The 17,240-nt window shown below is 40.7% G+C and carries 16 protein-coding genes; 14 read left to right on the top strand and 2 right to left on the bottom strand.

All coding sequences use genetic code 11. The features are described 5' to 3' along the window. Positions 1-63 precede the first annotated feature (63 nt). The 3 genes from glyS (at position 64) to H7T93_RS02040 (ending at position 3,951) form a co-directional block, all read left to right on the top strand. On the top strand, positions 64-2,100 hold the full coding sequence (gene glyS, locus H7T93_RS02050) for a glycine--tRNA ligase subunit beta (RefSeq protein ID WP_021144565.1): 2,037 nt from the start codon (positions 64-66) through the stop codon (positions 2,098-2,100). A gap of 33 nt (positions 2,101-2,133) precedes the next feature. Next, a complete protein-coding gene (locus tag H7T93_RS02045; RefSeq protein ID WP_002886085.1) occupies positions 2,134-2,391 on the top strand; it encodes a DUF896 family protein in 258 nt (85 codons plus the stop codon). 168 nt (positions 2,392-2,559) lie between these two features. Beyond that, positions 2,560-3,951, top strand: a complete 1,392-nt coding sequence (locus tag H7T93_RS02040) for an amino acid permease (RefSeq protein ID WP_021144564.1) — start codon at positions 2,560-2,562, stop codon at positions 3,949-3,951. A 69-nt stretch (positions 3,952-4,020) separates the two neighbouring features. Here H7T93_RS02040 and H7T93_RS02035 read toward each other — a convergent pair whose 3' ends face one another. Then, positions 4,021-4,656, bottom strand: a complete 636-nt coding sequence (locus H7T93_RS02035; RefSeq protein ID WP_021144563.1) for a hypothetical protein — start codon at positions 4,654-4,656, stop codon at positions 4,021-4,023. A 305-nt stretch (positions 4,657-4,961) separates the two neighbouring features. Here H7T93_RS02035 and H7T93_RS02030 point away from each other — a divergent pair, with 305 nt between their 5' ends. Then, complete coding sequence (locus tag H7T93_RS02030; RefSeq protein WP_021144562.1) at positions 4,962-6,863, top strand: beta-glucoside-specific PTS transporter subunit IIABC; 1,902 nt, start codon at positions 4,962-4,964, stop codon at positions 6,861-6,863. 36 nt (positions 6,864-6,899) lie between these two features. Here H7T93_RS02030 and H7T93_RS02025 read toward each other — a convergent pair whose 3' ends face one another. After that, positions 6,900-7,658: a peptidylprolyl isomerase gene (locus tag H7T93_RS02025; protein ID WP_021144561.1), complete on the bottom strand. Its 759-nt coding sequence runs from the start codon at positions 7,656-7,658 to the stop codon at positions 6,900-6,902. A 287-nt stretch (positions 7,659-7,945) separates the two neighbouring features. On the opposite strand from H7T93_RS02025, the gene H7T93_RS02020 reads away from it, so the two are divergent. The 10 genes from H7T93_RS02020 to H7T93_RS01975 all read left to right on the top strand — a co-directional run bounded on the left by H7T93_RS02020 (position 7,946) and on the right by H7T93_RS01975 (position 17,235). Continuing rightward, positions 7,946-9,331, top strand: a complete 1,386-nt coding sequence (locus H7T93_RS02020; RefSeq protein WP_059749094.1) for a hypothetical protein — start codon at positions 7,946-7,948, stop codon at positions 9,329-9,331. Between the two features lie 391 nt (positions 9,332-9,722). Next, on the top strand, positions 9,723-9,959 hold the full coding sequence (locus H7T93_RS02015) for a hypothetical protein (RefSeq protein ID WP_037620418.1): 237 nt from the start codon (positions 9,723-9,725) through the stop codon (positions 9,957-9,959). A 21-nt stretch (positions 9,960-9,980) separates the two neighbouring features. Continuing rightward, complete coding sequence (locus H7T93_RS02010; protein WP_037620416.1) at positions 9,981-10,448, top strand: helix-turn-helix transcriptional regulator; 468 nt, start codon at positions 9,981-9,983, stop codon at positions 10,446-10,448. 86 nt (positions 10,449-10,534) lie between these two features. After that, complete coding sequence (locus H7T93_RS02005) at positions 10,535-10,864, top strand: hypothetical protein (protein WP_059749096.1); 330 nt, start codon at positions 10,535-10,537, stop codon at positions 10,862-10,864. A 215-nt stretch (positions 10,865-11,079) separates the two neighbouring features. Beyond that, a complete protein-coding gene (locus H7T93_RS02000; protein WP_195968920.1) occupies positions 11,080-12,318 on the top strand; it encodes a CD20-like domain-containing protein in 1,239 nt (412 codons plus the stop codon). A gap of 115 nt (positions 12,319-12,433) precedes the next feature. After that, a complete protein-coding gene (locus H7T93_RS01995; protein ID WP_002886225.1) occupies positions 12,434-13,339 on the top strand; it encodes a LysR family transcriptional regulator in 906 nt (301 codons plus the stop codon). An 8-nt stretch (positions 13,340-13,347) separates the two neighbouring features. After that, positions 13,348-13,809: a signal peptidase II gene (gene lspA, locus H7T93_RS01990; protein ID WP_037602007.1), complete on the top strand. Its 462-nt coding sequence runs from the start codon at positions 13,348-13,350 to the stop codon at positions 13,807-13,809. Next, a complete protein-coding gene (locus H7T93_RS01985) occupies positions 13,793-14,683 on the top strand; it encodes an RluA family pseudouridine synthase (protein WP_002886027.1) in 891 nt (296 codons plus the stop codon). Before lspA ends, H7T93_RS01985 begins: the two co-directional genes overlap by 17 nt. A 220-nt stretch (positions 14,684-14,903) precedes the next feature. Beyond that, positions 14,904-15,425 carry a bifunctional pyr operon transcriptional regulator/uracil phosphoribosyltransferase PyrR gene (pyrR, locus tag H7T93_RS01980; RefSeq protein ID WP_002890254.1) on the top strand — a complete coding sequence of 174 codons (522 nt, stop codon included), beginning with the start codon at positions 14,904-14,906 and terminating at the stop codon, positions 15,423-15,425. A gap of 532 nt (positions 15,426-15,957) precedes the next feature. Then, positions 15,958-17,235, top strand: coding sequence for a uracil-xanthine permease family protein (locus H7T93_RS01975; protein ID WP_048676126.1), 1,278 nt, complete (start codon positions 15,958-15,960; stop codon positions 17,233-17,235). The last annotated feature ends 5 nt before the right edge of the window (positions 17,236-17,240 follow it).

Below are 17,240 nucleotides of genomic sequence, written 5' to 3'. Positions count from 1 at the left end.
GTTAGCGACGTCCCCAGTACCTAAGATGCCTATCAAAAAGAAGAATTTTGTAAAGGAAAAAACATGACAAAAAACTTATTAGTAGAACTAGGACTTGAAGAGTTGCCAGCCTACGTTGTCACACCAAGTGAAAAACAACTCGGTGAGAAAATGGCAGCCTTCTTGGATGACAACCGTCTTTCATACGAAAGCATTCAAACCTTCTCAACACCACGCCGTTTGGCCGTCCGTGTGATTGGTTTAGCTGACCAACAATCGGATTTGACTGAAGATTTTAAAGGACCTTCTAAGAAAATCGCCTTGGATGCAGATGGAAACTTCTCAAAAGCGGCGCAAGGGTTCGTTCGTGGAAAAGGCTTGACCGTTGATGATATCGAATTCCGTGAAGTCAAAGGCGAAGAGTACGTTTATGTCACTAAACACGAAGCTGGAAAACCAGCTAAAGAAGTCTTGGCTGGCGTTCCAGAAGTGCTTGCTTCATTGACCTTCCCTGTTAGCATGCACTGGGCTAACAACACATTTGAATACATTCGCCCTGTTCACACTTTGGTTGTCCTTTTGGGCGACGAAGCACTTGACCTTGATTTCTTGGATATCAAGTCAGGTCGTGTGAGCCGTGGACACCGTTTCCTTGGACATGAAGTGGAAATTACTAATGCGGATTCTTATGAAGAAGACCTTCGTACCGTTTACGTGATTGCGGATAGCAAAGAACGTGAAAACATGATTCGTGAGCAAATCAAAGCTATCGAAGCAGAACAAGGCGTTCAAGTCCAAATCGAAGAAGGACTTTTGAATGAAGTCTTGAACTTGGTCGAATACCCAACTGCCTTTATGGGAAGTTTTGATACTAAGTATTTGGATGTTCCAGAAGAAGTTTTGGTGACATCAATGGAAACGCACCAACGTTACTTTGTTGTACGTGACCTTGATGGTAAACTTAAACCAAACTTCATCTCAGTTCGTAATGGTAACGCTGAGCACTTGGAAAATGTCGTTCGAGGAAATGAAAAAGTCTTGGTGGCACGTCTTGAAGATGGTGAATTCTTCTGGCGTGAAGATCAAAAACTTAAGATTGAAGACCTCGTTGCTAAATTGGCTAACGTAACCTTCCACGAAAAAATTGGTTCTCTTTCAGAACACATGGCGCGCGCTGGTGTCATTGCAGCGTCACTAGCTGAGCAAGCTGGTTTGACTGCAGAAGAAACGGAAGCCGTAGCTCGTGCAGCTGAAATCTACAAATTTGACCTCTTGACTGGTATGGTCGGAGAGTTCGATGAATTGCAAGGAATCATGGGTGAAAAATACGCTCTCCTTGCTGGTGAAGATGCTGCGGTTGCGACAGCTATCCGTGAGCACTACCTTCCTGATTCAGCAGACGGAGCTCTTCCAGAGACTAAGGTTGGTGCTATCCTTGCGCTTGCAGATAAATTGGATACCCTCCTTTCCTTCTTCTCAGTTGGCTTGATTCCATCAGGTTCCAATGACCCATATGCGCTTCGTCGTGCAACACAAGGGATTGTTCGTATCTTGGATGCTTTTGGTTGGCATATCCCTATGGATGAGTTGATTGACAGCCTTTACGGACTTTCATTTGATAGTCTTTCATATGACAATCAAGCAGAAGTCATCAACTTCATCAAAGCGCGTGTGGACAAGATGATGGGACGCACTTCAAAAGATATCAAAGAAGCCGTTCTTGCTGGTTCAAACTTTGTCGTGGCTGATATGCTTGAAGCAGCTGACGCCCTCTCAGAAGCTGCTAAGACTGATGGTTACAAGGCAGCTGTTGAGTCACTTTCTCGTGCCTTCAACTTGGCAGAAAAAGCGGATGCTTCAGTGACAGTCGATGCTAGTCTCTTTGAAAACGACCAAGAAAAAGCCCTTGCTAAAGCGATTGAAGAGCTTGAATTGACAGGTTCAGCAAGTGACAAATTGGCACAGCTCTTCGCTCTTAGCCCAGTCATCGATGCCTTCTTTGACAACACTATGGTCATGGCAGAAGATGAAGCGGTTAAAAACAACCGTTTGGCCCTTCTTGCAGGTCTTGTAGCCAAAGCCAAAGCTGTTGCAGCTTTCAACCAATTGAACACAAAATAATGATCTGGTAACAGGTAGGAAGTAGGTTTTATTATGACACCTGAAAAAATCGCTCGTATCAATGAGCTTGCTAAAAAGAAAAAAACCGAAGGTTTGACTCCAGAAGAAGAAGTGGAGCAAGCAAAACTTCGTGAAGAATACATTGAAGGTTACCGTCGCTCAGTTCGTCACCATATCGAAGGAATTAAAGTGGTTGACGAAGAAGGTAACGATGTGACACCTGAAAAACTACGTCAAGTACAACGTGAAAAAGGTTTGCATGGCCGTAGCCTCGATGATCCTGAATCATAATAACGATGTACAAGGGTTTGGAATTTTTCCAAGCCCTTGTTTTGAAGTATAAAATTCTGAATATTCTGTATAAAATTGACCAATTATTTCAAAAATGGTAAAATATAAGTTATGTTAAAAAATGGCATGATTCAATGAGTCGTGCTCAATAGAATTGGAGTGAAAAAAATGTCGCAAAAGCAACATCATAAAGACGACGACAACCAGACTGAGAATGGGATGGTTCGTGGTCTTCAAAACCGTCACGTCCAGCTGATTGCCATCGCTGGTACAATCGGTACAGGTCTCTTCCTCGGGGCAGGGCGTTCTCTCTCCCTAACAGGACCTTCAATCATCTTAGTATATATACTAACTGGTATCTTCATGTATCTTATGATGCGAGCGATCGGTGAGATGCTCTATATGGATCCTGACCAGCACACCTTTATCAACTTTATTACCAAATACCTTGGTAAGGGCTGGGGATTCTTCTCGGGTTGGTCTTACTGGGTATCACTGATATTCCTCGGGATGGCAGAAATTACGGCAGTATCAACCTATGTGCAATATTGGTTCCCAAGTTGGCCTGCCTGGCAGATACAGATCATCTTCCTGATTATCTTGAGTTCGGTTAATCTGATTGCAGTTAAGATTTTCGGGGAAGTTGAGTTTTGGTTTGGGATGATCAAGATTATCACCATTCTTGCTCTTATCGCAACAGGTATCTTCATGGTAGCGACCAACTTTGAAACGCCTGCTGGACATGCTAGTCTTTCCAATATTACACAAGGCTTCCAGATGTTCCCTAAAGGTTGGGTAAGCTTTGTCATGACCTTCCAAATGGTCTTCTTTGCTTACCAAGCCATCGAATTTGTAGGGATTACAACTTCCGAGACAGCAAATCCACGTAAGGTCTTACCAAAGGCCATCAAGGAGATTCCGATTCGTATTGTCATCTTCTATGTGGGTGCCCTCATTGCCCTCATGGCTATCTTCCCATGGCAAAAACTTCCAGTTAATGAATCACCGTTCGTAACGGTCTTCCAAATGGCTGGTATCAAGTGGGCAGCAGCCTTCATTAACTTTGTTGTCTTGACAGCAGCGGCTTCATCATTGAACTCAACACTTTACTCTACAGGTCGTCACCTCTTCCAAATTGCTAAGGAAACACCAAATAGTAAAGTCATGAAAGCTTTGAAGCTAGATACTTTGTCACGTAATGGTATTCCTTCACGTGCCATCATTGTTTCAGCCATTGTGGTATGTGTTTCAGCCTTCATCAATGTCTTGCCTGGTGTATCTGATGCCTTTGCTTTGATTACCGCATCATCATCAGGGGTCTACATCGCTATCTATATCTTGACCATGCTTGCTCATCTCAAGTACCGTAAATCTCAAGAGTTTATGGCTGATGGTTTCCTTATGCCAGCCTACAAGATTCTTAATCCATTGACTATCCTTTTCTTTATCTTCGTCTTTGTTTGTCTCTTCTTGCAAAAGTCAACAGTTGTCGGAGCTATTGGAGCAGCCATCTGGATTGTCGTATTTAGTATCTATAGTAACTGGAAACACAGTAAATAAATCAATCTAGCTCACCTTTATGGTGAGTTTTTTGTTGCAAAAAAGGACACAAGGTGTCCCAATTATTATCTATGCAATACTTTCTTGGCTTCCATGGTGAAAGAAACCACTTAAGAGGCCCTTACTACGATGGAAAATAGCAGGCTTGTGATCGTTGTGCGAACGACCATTAACATCAAGTTTAGCCCATTCAAGAGCCTGGTGGGCATTTCGGTCTGAGACTGTAGATGTCCCAATATAGCTGTAGATGCCTGCCTGAGCGAGAATAAAACCTTGCAGTTGGCGAATATGTTCATCATTGAGTGTTTCGGAAAAATGAATCTTAACTGTCTTATAAGTTAAAGATTGGACAGACTCAACGATAGGTGAATCTGCTAAGAGGTGCAAAAGTTCTTGATGCTTAGTAAAGGACTTATCATAGTCCATTGGAAGAATTATAGTATGGGTAATCCAATCTTCTAAGTTGGCTTTAGCCTTTTTACTAAGACCTCTTGCTGTGATACTAAGGTTATCTATATTGAAAGGAAGTTGGTCGATGTGAGCAGTATTTGAACCATATACCTTTCTGAAAAGCGGTGTACTTGATAGAATATGTCCAGTAGGAGAAATAATAGCTAAGGCAGTTTCCTTGGTTTGGTAACCAAGTTCGTGGCATTCCATGCTAGCGTATGTATCTTTAAATTCAATAATTGCACTTGTTTTCATCGTGTAACTCTCTTTCTGTTAGTTTATAAACTAACAATAGTTTATCATGACTTATTATCTTGGTCAAGATTTTACCTCAAAAAACAAAAAATATTTTTGTAAGGGCTTGCAAAAATATTTGAACTCTGATATTATATAACCATAGCAAAAGGATTGTTACTGGTCAGCAGGCAAAACCTAGATAAATACGAAAAACTAATGGGAGTAGTGTATACTCACCCTAATTGGTTCTTGGTATTTATTTAGGTTTTTTTCGTTGAAAAAGCCTCGAAAGAACTAAAATCCTAGAAAAGAAAGGAGCCCTTATGGCTATATATACTGAATTAGCTGAAGACATTCTCAAACACGTTGGTGGTAAGCAAAATGTCAATAGCTTAAAACATTGTGTGACACGTTTGCGCTTTGATTTGAAAGATGAGTCTAAAGCAGATGATGACTACCTTAAGAACCGTGATGGTGTTGTTACTGTTGTTAAGGCAGGTGGTCAATATCAGGTGGTTATCGGTAACCATGTCCCTGATGTTTATGCGGAGGTTCTCCAAGTTGGCGGTCTTCCAGCAGGTGGTAGTCTTGATATTGATGAAGGTGATGCGCCTAAAGGGAATCTTTTTGACCGCTTTGTATCTTTGGTTTCAAGTATTTTCCAACCTTTCCTTGGACCTTTGGCTGCGGCAGGGATTATCAAAGGGATAGTTGCTATCATGGCAGCTTGTGGCTTGTCAGCCGCAACGAGTCCTATGTATGTCATCTTGAATGCAGCAGGAGATGGTTTCTTCCAGTTCTTGCCAATCTTAATTGCTTTGACATCTGCTCGTCGTTTCAAGGTTAATGAGTTTACAGCTATTGCGATTGCAGCGGCACTTGTTTATCCTGATATTGCTACGCTGGTGACTGCTCTTCAGAAAGCTGGTCAAGGTCATGTTCTAGGAGTTATTCCATTTGCACTTCCTGCAGGAGGTTACCTCTCAACAGTAATGCCTTCTATCTTGGCAATTTGGGTGGCTTCATACATTCAAAAATTCTTTACTAAGATTACTCCAGATGTCATTAAAGTCTTCGTAGTGCCTTTCTTTACATTACTCATTACTGTCCCATTAACATTCTTGGTGGTAGGACCAGTTGCCAATACTTTCTCTAATGGATTGACAAGCCTTTTCCAAGCAATCATGAACTTTAATCCGATTGTCTTTGGTTTTATACTTGGTATTTTGTGGCAAGTCTTGGTTATGTTCGGAATGCACTGGGCACTTGTTCCTCTTGCAATCTTAGATGTGGCAACAAACGGAAGTTCAAGTATTCTTTCAGCAGCACTTTTCCCATGTTTCACGCAAACAGGTGTATTGGGAGCTATCATGCTTAAGACAAAAGAAGAAAAAGTACGTACCATCTCTATGCCAGCATTTGTTTCATCTATTTTTGGGGTTACAGAACCGGCTATCTATGGTGTGACACTGCCAATGAAAACACCATTCTACATATCATGTGGTGTTTCAGGACTTATGGGGGCTGCCATGATGGCCCTAGATATTAAGATGTATTCAATAGGTGGTCTGGGTGTCTTTGTCTTCCCAAGCCTTATTGGGCCTGACGGTAATCTTTCTAAAGTTATCTTTGCCATTATCATTGCCATTGTGGGTGGTGTTCTTGCCTTCCTTATCCAACTCTTTGTACGAGTACCAAATTTATACGGTGGTGGAGCAGCTAAGGTTGAAGAAAAAGCTGAGGAAGCTGCACTTGCTCCTAAAGAAATTCAACAAGAAATCATCGCTAGCCCACTTATTGGGAATGTTGTACCACTTGACCAAGTTCCTGACCAAGTCTTTGCTTCAGGAGCTATGGGTAAAGGTATCGCTATTGATCCTACCGATGGTATTGTTGTTGCACCAACTAAGGCAACGGTTAATTTAGTCTTCCCTACCGGCCATGCTATTGGTTTGACAACTGAAAATGGTGCAGAGCTTCTCATCCATATTGGTATGGACACTGTTTCTCTTGCTGGAAAAGGGTTCAAGACCTATGTGGAAGCAGGGGATGTCGTAGAAGCGGGTCAAAAACTTATAGAATTTGACCTAGCAACTATCCGAGACGCTAAATTACCAGTTATCACACCAGTCATTGTAACCAATACAGCTGACTTTGATGATGTCTTAACAACTAAAGAAGCTCGTGTTAACACTGGTGATTATCTCCTCACCGCTGTTAAATAAAAAAGAAATCCGAGAATCAGCTTCTCGGATTTTTGCTTATTTGAATTTGTAGTCTTTAACGACTTCAACAGAATTGACCGTTACATTTTCTTTTGGTTTGCTGTTGTCATCGACTTCAAGATTGCCAATGGTATCAACGACATCCATGCCTTTGATGACTTGACCAAAGACGGTATATTTAGTATCGCCAGCTGGGTAACCACCTTTTTTGTAGGCGTCAATGATAGGTTTTGGATAGCCAGCATTTCCTAGCTGTTTGCTTTGATCATCCTTGTTTTGAACAATGTAGAATTGGCTGCCGTTTGACTCTTTAGCACCAGTATTAGCCATAGCAAGTGCGCCACGGATGTTGTATAGGAATGGTGTAGGCTCAACAGCGAAACCTTTCTTCCAGATAGATTCTCCGCCAGTACCGTCACCCTTAGGGTCACCACTTTGAATCATGAAGTCCTTGATTACACGGTGGAAGGTGAGCCCATCATAGTATTTGTCCTTGGCATGCTTCAAGAAGTTTTCAGAAGCCTTAGGAGCAAGTGTAGGGAAGAGTTTGACTGTGATATCACCCTTTGAAGTGTGGAGGATAACCTCAGCTTCGTCCTTGCCAACCTTGTCTGACAACTGTGGAAAGGCATCTTTTCCAGATTTTTGAGCCTTTTCTAATTGTTTAGTGAATATCTTGTTATCAACATAGGCATCTCCACGAACGGCGCGTGAGATGTTCTCACGAAAGGCAAAACCTAGGCCTGCGATAACAAGTACAATAATTAATGGAATGTACTTTTTAATGTTTTTCATATATAACTCCTTTGGTGCATTATACCTACTATTGTAGCAGAAAAAAACCTTTTGGGAAACGGTTAACAGAGGTCTTTAAATATGGTAGAATGGAACTATCAACAAGAAAATGAACACGGGACTAGATATAGGGAAAGGTTGCCTCAAGTTATAAAGTGAGGTCGGACTTTTTAAGGGACATATGCTACTTGCTCTTATCAGAGAGAGGTGTCTAGATCCTGACTATAGAAAACTTCGCCAAGTCGAAGGGATCTCTTGTTTAGATTTCTTGATAAAAGGAGATTTTTATGTCAACTAAAGCAGAATGGGCTGAACTCTTTGAGTTGGTACATGGGCGTAAGCCTAGCCCCCAAGAATTTTTGGATGCTAAAGCAGCTGACTTTGATACAAGTGCTTTGGCTGCTCAAGCAGCATCTGTAGAAGCACCAGCTAATGAACCTGTCGCTGAAGAAGTAGAGACAGAACCAGTTGCTACTGAAAAAGTCACAGAACAAGATGACATCGCAGATGTGGCTGAAACAGCTGAAGATGCTGTCGCAGAACAAGCAAGCAGTGAATCACCAGTTGGTGCAGAAGCTTTCTCAGAAGCACCTGTGCAACAACCAACCCCACAATTTGATTCAAGCATGTTTGAAAAGGCACCTATCTCTTCAGCTCAAGGATTTGGAACAGTTCCTAATCCAGCAGCAGCTGGCTCAGCAGATAAACCTCTCTTCAATCTTATCTTGCCAATCGTTGCGATTGCACTTTCAGTAATCTTTGCAATCTTGGCATGGTTTGTAGGTCCTGCTTGGCTCTTCATCATCTTGACAGTTCTCGCAGTTGCAGTGGCAGTTGTTTCACTTGTCTTTAGCCTTAAATCAAGCAAGAAATTGCTTTCAATCATCGCAACAGGTGTTGCTGGTCTCATGCTCTTTGTTTCTATTGGTGGTTTGATTTTCCAAATCTCTCAAAACTCTAGTGACAACACAAGCTCAAGCAAGACATCAAAAGTTGCTGATAAAGACGATGATGACGCTGACAAAAAAGATGATGACAGCGATTCAAAATCTGACTCTAAATCTGATTCTAAATCTGATTCAAAAGGTGATAGCACTGACGTCAACGATTACATTGACAAAAATGCTAAATTTGATTGGAATGAATCTAAGTTCAAGAAGTTGAAAGCAGGTAAGGATACCGTTAAGTCTATCATCAAGACTTATGGTAAGGCTTCTGATGCACAAATCTCTGGTGATGAGATGAAGTTGAATTACTCTGGTAAAGACTATGGTGAAAGTGTTTACCTAAACTTTAAGAAACAATATGACGGTACATTTATCTTGTCATATGCTTCAGGTAGATTCCCTCAAGATAAGGTAGAAGTTGATCGCTCTTACAAAGCTGACTGGACAAAAGAACAGTTTGATGCTCTCAATAAGGGTGATTACACTGATCCATCAAACGGTACGAAACTTGAAGATATCGTTAAGGATCACCCTAAAGCTTCAAGTGCAGAATACACAATCTCAACATCTCGTCAAGGTGAATTCAAAAAAGAAATGAGTATTTCTTATAGTGACTATGAGGCTGGAGATGGTAAACTCAAGAGTGTTTACTTGTCATTTGATACCAAAGAAGATGACGATACGTTCTACCTTACTTATAAATCAGGTCCAGATGGCGAGGATTAATTAAGGAACAGGAGGGGAGACCTTCCTGTTTTTTCTTGATAAAAGGAGAAAACTATTGAGATTTTTAAATTATACATTCGAGCAAAGTCAGTCTCTTGTCACTAAGGAGACCGTAGAAAAGCTCAATCAAAAAGGAAGCTGGAAACGATTTATTGGCTTGTTTATCACTTCAATTGTTATTTATTTCTTCTCTATTATCACACCACTGTCTTTAGATTCTAATGTACTGCCATTTCGCACTTTTAAGAGGTAATATTCTCCTCGTTGCATAATGAAATGGGGCGTTGCACCCTAGTTTTTAAAGGAGTTGCGCATATTTTACTATTCGTTGCGTGCTTTTACTCATGGGTCTTGATAAATTTAAAGTAACAAATTTGAGGAGGTATTCTTAATGTTACAATTTATTAAGAAAAACAAAGCTAATTTTATATGGGTGCTTATTTTTGGATTAATGGGACTGATACTGAGACCTTTAGTTAATTTATTGGTTAATTTATCAAACGAATATCCGTGGGTTACGAGAATTTTACTGTTTCTATTACTTATTGCCGCTTACTTTATTCATAAACATCCTCTCTATATACTATTAATAGTAATTTTGCTAGCAGAACCTTTTATAAAAGAATAAAAATAAGCCAGGGGTATTAAAATGGACATTGCTACGTTGATTAAAGAATATAGAACTAAAACAGGTATGACTCAGCAAGAACTTGCAGATAAAGTATTTGTTACTCGTCAGACCATTTCTAAATGGGAATTAGGAAAAAGTGAACCTGATAATGTTTCACTGGATTTATTATTTAAAGAGATGAATATTGAAAAAGAATCTCAAAAAGGCATTAAAGCTAATTTAATTAGCAGAAAAAATATTTTACTTACAATAATTGCCGTTTTATTCTCTCCATCGATACTTATTATTAGACTATTGGTAGTTAAAATAGGCAAGATAGAAAATAAAAGATTAGTCATTTTGATTAATACCTTTCTCTTTGTAATAATCGGCATTTATATGAAGAGTTTAAAGGATAATGTATACTTTGTTTTCTTGGGAATTATTGCAATATCTTATAGCCTTTATAGTTTTTATAAGCTTAGTTTGGAAATCAAAAAGGATTAGATACTTAGCTATACATATAAATATAAAAAACTACTCTTACTAATAATAAACTGTATATATGTGCAAGATTTATAAAGGATGGAGTTATGTCAGTAATCTACTCAAAAGTAAAAATGTCAAATAATATTTTTGAAGCTTGTAAATTGGTAAGAAGCTTTATTAGTCTACCAATTGGTGAAATAAAAAATAGGATTCAAAAGGGAGAAGTTTTATTAGAATGTAATTTTCTAGATTTAGAGGAATTAATAAAAATGAGGACCCTCCTAGAAAGTCTTGAAACATTAGGTGCACAAATATATTTATACGAAGGAAATCACGAAGTAAGTATGGAATTCCTAAGTAATACAATTGAGTCATATAAGGGTATTGCTGAAGATAGAGAAAAGATAGATGAATTGATGTTGTCTGATGAGTAATAAATAAACCATAATGTGAACTGCCCCAAAAGTGTGACATAGAAAATCAAACTTTAGGGTGCAGTTTTTTTCGACTTTCATCCATTTTCATGAGATGGCTTGACACTAAAGCACATCAGGCAGTCTCAAAAAATTCTCTCTTATATTCGACCTTATTTTCATAAGACCAGATTAAAGTATGATAAAATAAAGAAAAAGAGATAAAGGAGTCAGCTATGGCAACTAGAGAAGAATGGGTGCGTCACTTTGAGGACGTCAATGGTCGTAAACCAAGTCCTGAGGAGTTTATGGAGGCTAAGAAAGAGGGCTTTGTCATTGCTTCTGAGGAACCAAGTGCCCAAGTATCTGAGCAGGTTGAAACTCAGCAGGTGGATAGCTCTGAAACTACTGAAGAGGTGACAGCTGACTCAGTAGTAGATACGCAACCAGACGAGGCTCAGGTGGCATTAGAGGAGGAAGCTTTTAAGCAAATGCCTGAGTTGAATCTGGAGAAAGAACAAGAAAAAGAGGCTCCAAAGGCAAGTCAGATACCTTTGGAAAACCCTTATTACAAGCCAAAAGTAACCAAGAACAATGCTTTTGTTAATATTGCTTTGCCAATCATTATTCTAGTTTTGGGGATTCTATTTGTCATTTTGTCTTGGACACTTCCTATCGGTTTTGTCTTTACCTTCCTTGCTTTCTTCCTTATCATTTTGGCGATTGTGACTTTGGTTTTGAGTCTGAAATCGACACGCAAGGCACTATCTATTATTGCCTTAGTCATGTCAATTATCTTCTTCATGACTTCGCTTGCTGGAGCAGGTTATCAAGCGGTGAAATATGTCATGAACCATGCTGAACAGTTCCAAAGTGACGGTCACGATAGAGCTTATCTGTACATCGATGAGAATTATAAGTTTGACTGGACTGAGGATCAGTTTAAGGAGTTGAAGGTTGGTACTTTGACATTGGACGAGGTCTTGGATGCTCACGGTAAGGCGACTGATGCCGAGTATAGTGACGCTTACGAGGAAGATAAACCAGATTTGCTAGACCTCACCTATAGAAAAGAAAACACAGATGGAAACAACTATGTGCGTTTGACTTTTGAGCAAAAAGACGGTGTCTATGTTTTGAAATCTGCCTCAGCAACCTTCGACTATGATAAGGTCAAAGAAGTCGATGACTATCATAGCAACTGGACAAAAGATGACTATGAAAAGTTGTCTGTAGGTACACAAGCTGATTTGCTTAAGGGGACACGACTTTCTGAGGTAGTTGAAAAACACCCAGAGGCTAGCTTCACTTATCATGAAATGAGACAAACCGAACAGGGCGATCTCACTCAGTCAGTGAGTCTTAGCTACCGTGATTATAATCCAGAAAATGGTAAGGTAGATACTGTTCGTTTGACCTTCGACTATGACAAACGTGAAAACGAGTACTTCTTGACAGATAAATCAGATGAATAAGACTACTTTGTTAGTCATTCAAGCTCAGGGTTGCCTGGGCTTTTTAGTATCAACAAAAGAGGATAAAATCTGGTATAATAAAATTGATTGATTTTTCAAGAAAGAAGTGTCACAGATGAACATACAACAACTACGTTATGTCGTAGCCATTGCCAACAGCGGAACCTTCCGTGAGGCAGCCAGCAAGCTCTTTGTGAGCCAGCCTAGCCTATCAGTGGCTATCAAGGATTTGGAGCAGGAGTTGAATTTTCAAATTTTCACCCGTACAACGACGGGGGCTGTCTTGACCAGTCAGGGTATGACCTTTTATGAGCGTGCGCTTGAGGTGGTACGCAGTTTTGATAGTTTTGAAAATCGCTATCTCAATGCTTCTGAAAAGGGCAATCAGTTTTCAATTGCCAGTCAGCACTATGACTTTTTGCCACCTTTGATTACGACTTTTTCAGAGCGCTATCCTGATTATAAGGATTTCCGTATCTTTGAGTCTACGACTATTCAGATTTTGGATGAGGTAGCCAAGGGGCACAGTGAGATTGGGATTATCTATTTGAATCGTCAAAATAGCAAGGGAATCCATCAAAATATGGACAAGCTTGGGCTTGAGGCTATTGATTTGATTCCGTTTAAAACGCATATTTATCTCCGTAAGGGCCATCCTCTGGCTAAAAAAGAAAGTCTTGTCATGGAGGACTTGGCGGCCTTGCCTACGGTGCGTTTCACTCAGGAGAAGGACGAGTACCTTTACTATTCTGAGAACTTTGTGGATACGTCAGATTCGTCTCTTATGTTTAACGTGACAGACCGTGCGACTTTGAACGGTATCTTGGAACGTACGGATGCTTATGCGACGGGGTCTGGCTTCTTGGATGCACAAAGTGTGAATGGGATTACGGTGATTCCGCTTGAGGATAATTTGGATAACAAGATGGTTTATGTCCGTCGTAAGGGGATTAACTTGTCGTCTTGTGCTCTCAAGTTTGTCAATGTTATGTTTGACTACTTTGATACATACAAACCATAGGAGGATTTATGCGTAAGGTTGCGATTCCTTTGGCTATTCTAGCTCTGATTGGTTTGGATCAGTGGGTCAAGCATTGGGTTGTGGCAAATATTGCCCTTAACCAAGTTATCAAGGCTATTCCCGGACTTTTCAGCTTAACCTATCTACAGAACCGTGGTGCTGCCTTTTCGATTTTACAGGATCAGAAATATTTCTTTGTGATTTTGACGGTTCTAGTGATTGGTGCGGCTCTGGTTTATCTGGTTAAGAATTATCAGAAGAGTCTTTGGCTGGTGCTATCTTTGGTGTTGATTATCTCAGGTGGTATTGGTAACTTTATTGACCGTCTGCACTTGGGTTACGTGGTTGATATGGTTCAGCTTGATTTTATTGATTTTGCGATATTTAACGTGGCAGACTCCTATCTAACAGTGGGCGTGTTGCTCTTGATTTTAATCTTATGGAAAGAGGAAAATGGAAGTCATCATTAAAGAGGCGGGAAACCGTCTGGACAAGGCTTTGGCAGATTTGACAGAATTGTCACGTAGTCAGGCCAATGAAGCAATCAAGGCTGGGACAGTCTTGGTTAATGGTAAGTCGGCAAAGGCCAAGTATGCGGTTAAAGAGGGTGATGTCATCACCTATGAATTACCAGAAGAAGAGGTCTTGGAATACAAGGCTGAAGATATTCCTTTGGATATTATCTACGAAGATGCGGATGTGGCAGTGGTCAACAAACCTCAAGGAATGGTGGTCCATCCCTCAGCTGGTCACACGTCTGGTACCTTGGTCAATGCCCTGATGTATCATGTCAAGGACCTCTCGTCTATCAATGGTGTGGTTCGTCCAGGAATTGTCCACCGTATCGACAAGGACACGTCTGGTCTTCTTATGATTGCTAAGAATGATAAGGCTCACAATGCTTTGGCGGCGGAGCTTAAGGATAAGAAGTCCCTTCGTAAGTATGTGGCTATCGTGCATGGCAATCTGCCTAACGATCGAGGCGTGATTGAGGCTCCGATTGGGCGCTCAGACAAGGACCGCAAGAAGCAGGCGGTTACAGCTAAAGGAAAACCTGCAGTTACACGATTTACCGTTCTTGAACGTTTTGGCAACTATACGTTGGTAGAGTTGCAACTGGAAACAGGTCGCACGCACCAGATTCGTGTGCACATGGCTTATATCGGTCACCCGGTGGCGGGAGATCCTCTTTATGGGCCACGTAAGACACTCAAGGGCCATGGCCAATTTCTACATGCCAAGACCCTTGGTTTCACGCATCCTACGACTGGAGAATTGGTCGAATTTACAGCGGAAGAACCTGCTATTTTCAAGGAAACCTTGGAGAAGTTGAGAGAAGCTTAACAGTTATTAAACGGATAGTCTTTCTTGGGAGAGGCGTCCGTTTTTTTCTTGTAAAAGAGTCTGAAATTTGCTATAATTTACCTAATTAAATAAGTCCTTTAATCACTGTCCAGAGAGGCAGGCAAGGAGCCATGAGAAGTGTACGGGTGAACTGTACTCATATTTTTGTGTATCTCCTTGTTTTCGAGGGGATTTTTTTGTATTTAGAAAGGTTCTTTTTATGAAGAAAAAAGAGATCGTCGATGACGTAACCATGAAACGTGCCATTACACGTATCACTTATGAGATTATTGAGCGTAACAAAAATCTCGACAAGATTGTCTTGGCTGGTATTAAGACACGTGGTGTTTATATTGCTCAGCGTATCCAAGAGCGCTTGAAACAGTTGGAAAACCTTGATGTGCCATTGATTGAGCTTGATACTAAGGCTTTCCGTGATGATGTTAAGGCTGAACAAGACACATCTGTTTTCCCTATTGAAATTGATGGAACGGATGTTATCCTTGTGGATGATGTGCTTTACACAGGTCGTACTATCCGTGCAGCTATTGACAATATCGTTAGCCATGGGCGTCCGGCGCGTGTTGGTTTGGCTGTCTTGGTTGACCGTGGTCACCGTGAATTGCCAATCCGTGCGGACTATGTTGGTAAAAATATCCCAACAAGTGAGTCAGAAGAAATCGAAGTTTTGGTGACAGAAGTTGATGGCAAAGATAGCGTCAACATTATTGATCCAAGCTAAGTTGGCTGACAGATAGGGTGAAACGCCCTTTGTATCTTGTTAATTGAACACGGGCTAAGAGCTGTGTAAAATAGATAAATCTTCCTAGAAGCTAAAGCTTCGGCGTCAGATTTCCTAATTTTACTTTGCTCTTTATACGCCCTTTGTATCTTGTTAATTGAACACGCCCTAAGCCTTGTGCAAAAAAAGATAAATACTCTTAGGAGCTGGTGCTCCGTCATCGTATTTCCTATTTTTGCTTTAGGCTATAGACGGGCTTTGTATCTTATTAATTGAACACGGGACTCATTTCTTAGGAAAAAGATAAGTCTCCTAGCACTCTTTGGAGTGCCTTGTCGACTTCCTATTTTTCTACAGAAATGTTTGGCTTAGCCAAAACGTCCCTTTGTATCTTATTTAACTGAACACGGGCTAAGAGCTGTGTAAAATAGATAAATCTTCCTAGAAGCTAAAGCTTCGGCGTCAGATTTCCTAATTTTACTTTGCTCTTTATACGCCCTTAGTATCTTATTTTAAGGAGTCCTTTGATATCGTGAATAACGTAAAATATGATGTGAATGATATGCCAAAACCTGGTTTATTGGTTGGTTTGTCATTCCAGCACTTGTTTGCCATGTTTGGTGCGACGGTGCTTGTGCCGATTTTGGTTGGGATTGATCCCGCTATTGCTCTTTTCTCATCTGGTTTGGGAACTTTAGCTCACTTGACGGTGACCAAGTACAAAATTCCAGCTTACATGGGCTCTAGTTTTGCCTATATTGCGGCTATGCAGACACTTATGAAGACTGATGGCATTGCGGCAGTGGCTCAAGGTGCCATGGCAGGTGGTTTGGTTTACTTGCTTGTGGCTCTGATTGTTAAGTATGCGGGTAAAGACTGGATTGATAAGGTCCTTCCACCAATTGTGGTTGGCCCTATTATCATGGTGATTGGTTTGAACCTTGCGGCTAATGCAGTCAATGATGCAACAACTTTAAATAAAAGCTATAGTATCTATGCTCTCTTGATTTCGATGGTGACCCTCTTTGCGGTTATCCTCTTTAACATGTATGGCAAGAAGATTATCGGTGTTATCCCAATTTTACTTGGTTTAATTGTGGGCTATATTTTCTCAGCGGTTCTTGGTTTGCTGACAGGACATAGCTTTATCAATTTCTCAGAGGTAGCAGCGGCACATTGGATTCAGGTTCCAAACTTTGACATTCCATTTGTGGATTATAGCTTCAAGCTCTATCCAAGTGCGATTTTGACCATGGCTCCGATTGCCTTTGTGACGATGACTGAACACTTTGGTCACGTCATGGTTCTAAACAGTTTGACTGAGCGTGATTACTTTAAAGATCCAGGTCTTGACCGTACCCTTACTGGTGATGGTTTGGCACAGATTATCGCTGGCTTCTTTGGAGCTCCTCCGGTAACTTCTTATGGTGAAAATATTGGGGTTATGGCCCTCAGTAAGGTCTACTCAGTTTACGTTATTGCGGGCGCAGCAGTGATTGCGGTCTTGATGAGCTTTATTGGTAAGTTATCAGCACTCTTGCATTCTATTCCAACTCCTGTATTAGGGGGATTATCTATTGCCCTCTTTGGGGTTATCGCTGCTAGCGGTTTGAAAATTTTAGTTGAACATAAGATTGATTTTGATAATAAAAAGAATCTCTTGATTGCTAGTGTTATCTTGGTATCTGGTATCGGTGGTTTGATGATTGACCTTGGTGGTCTTCAAATCACGGGTGTGGCAAGCTCAACCATTCTTGGTATCTTGCTTTATCAAATTTTGCCAGATCCTAAAAAAGGTAGCAAAGATTAGTCAAT

This window comes from Streptococcus sp. 9.1 (genome assembly GCF_016648815.1).
In the GTDB taxonomy this organism is placed as follows: Bacteria; Bacillota; Bacilli; order Lactobacillales; family Streptococcaceae; genus Streptococcus; species Streptococcus salivarius_E.
This window is presented reverse-complemented; position numbering and strand designations above follow the sequence as displayed.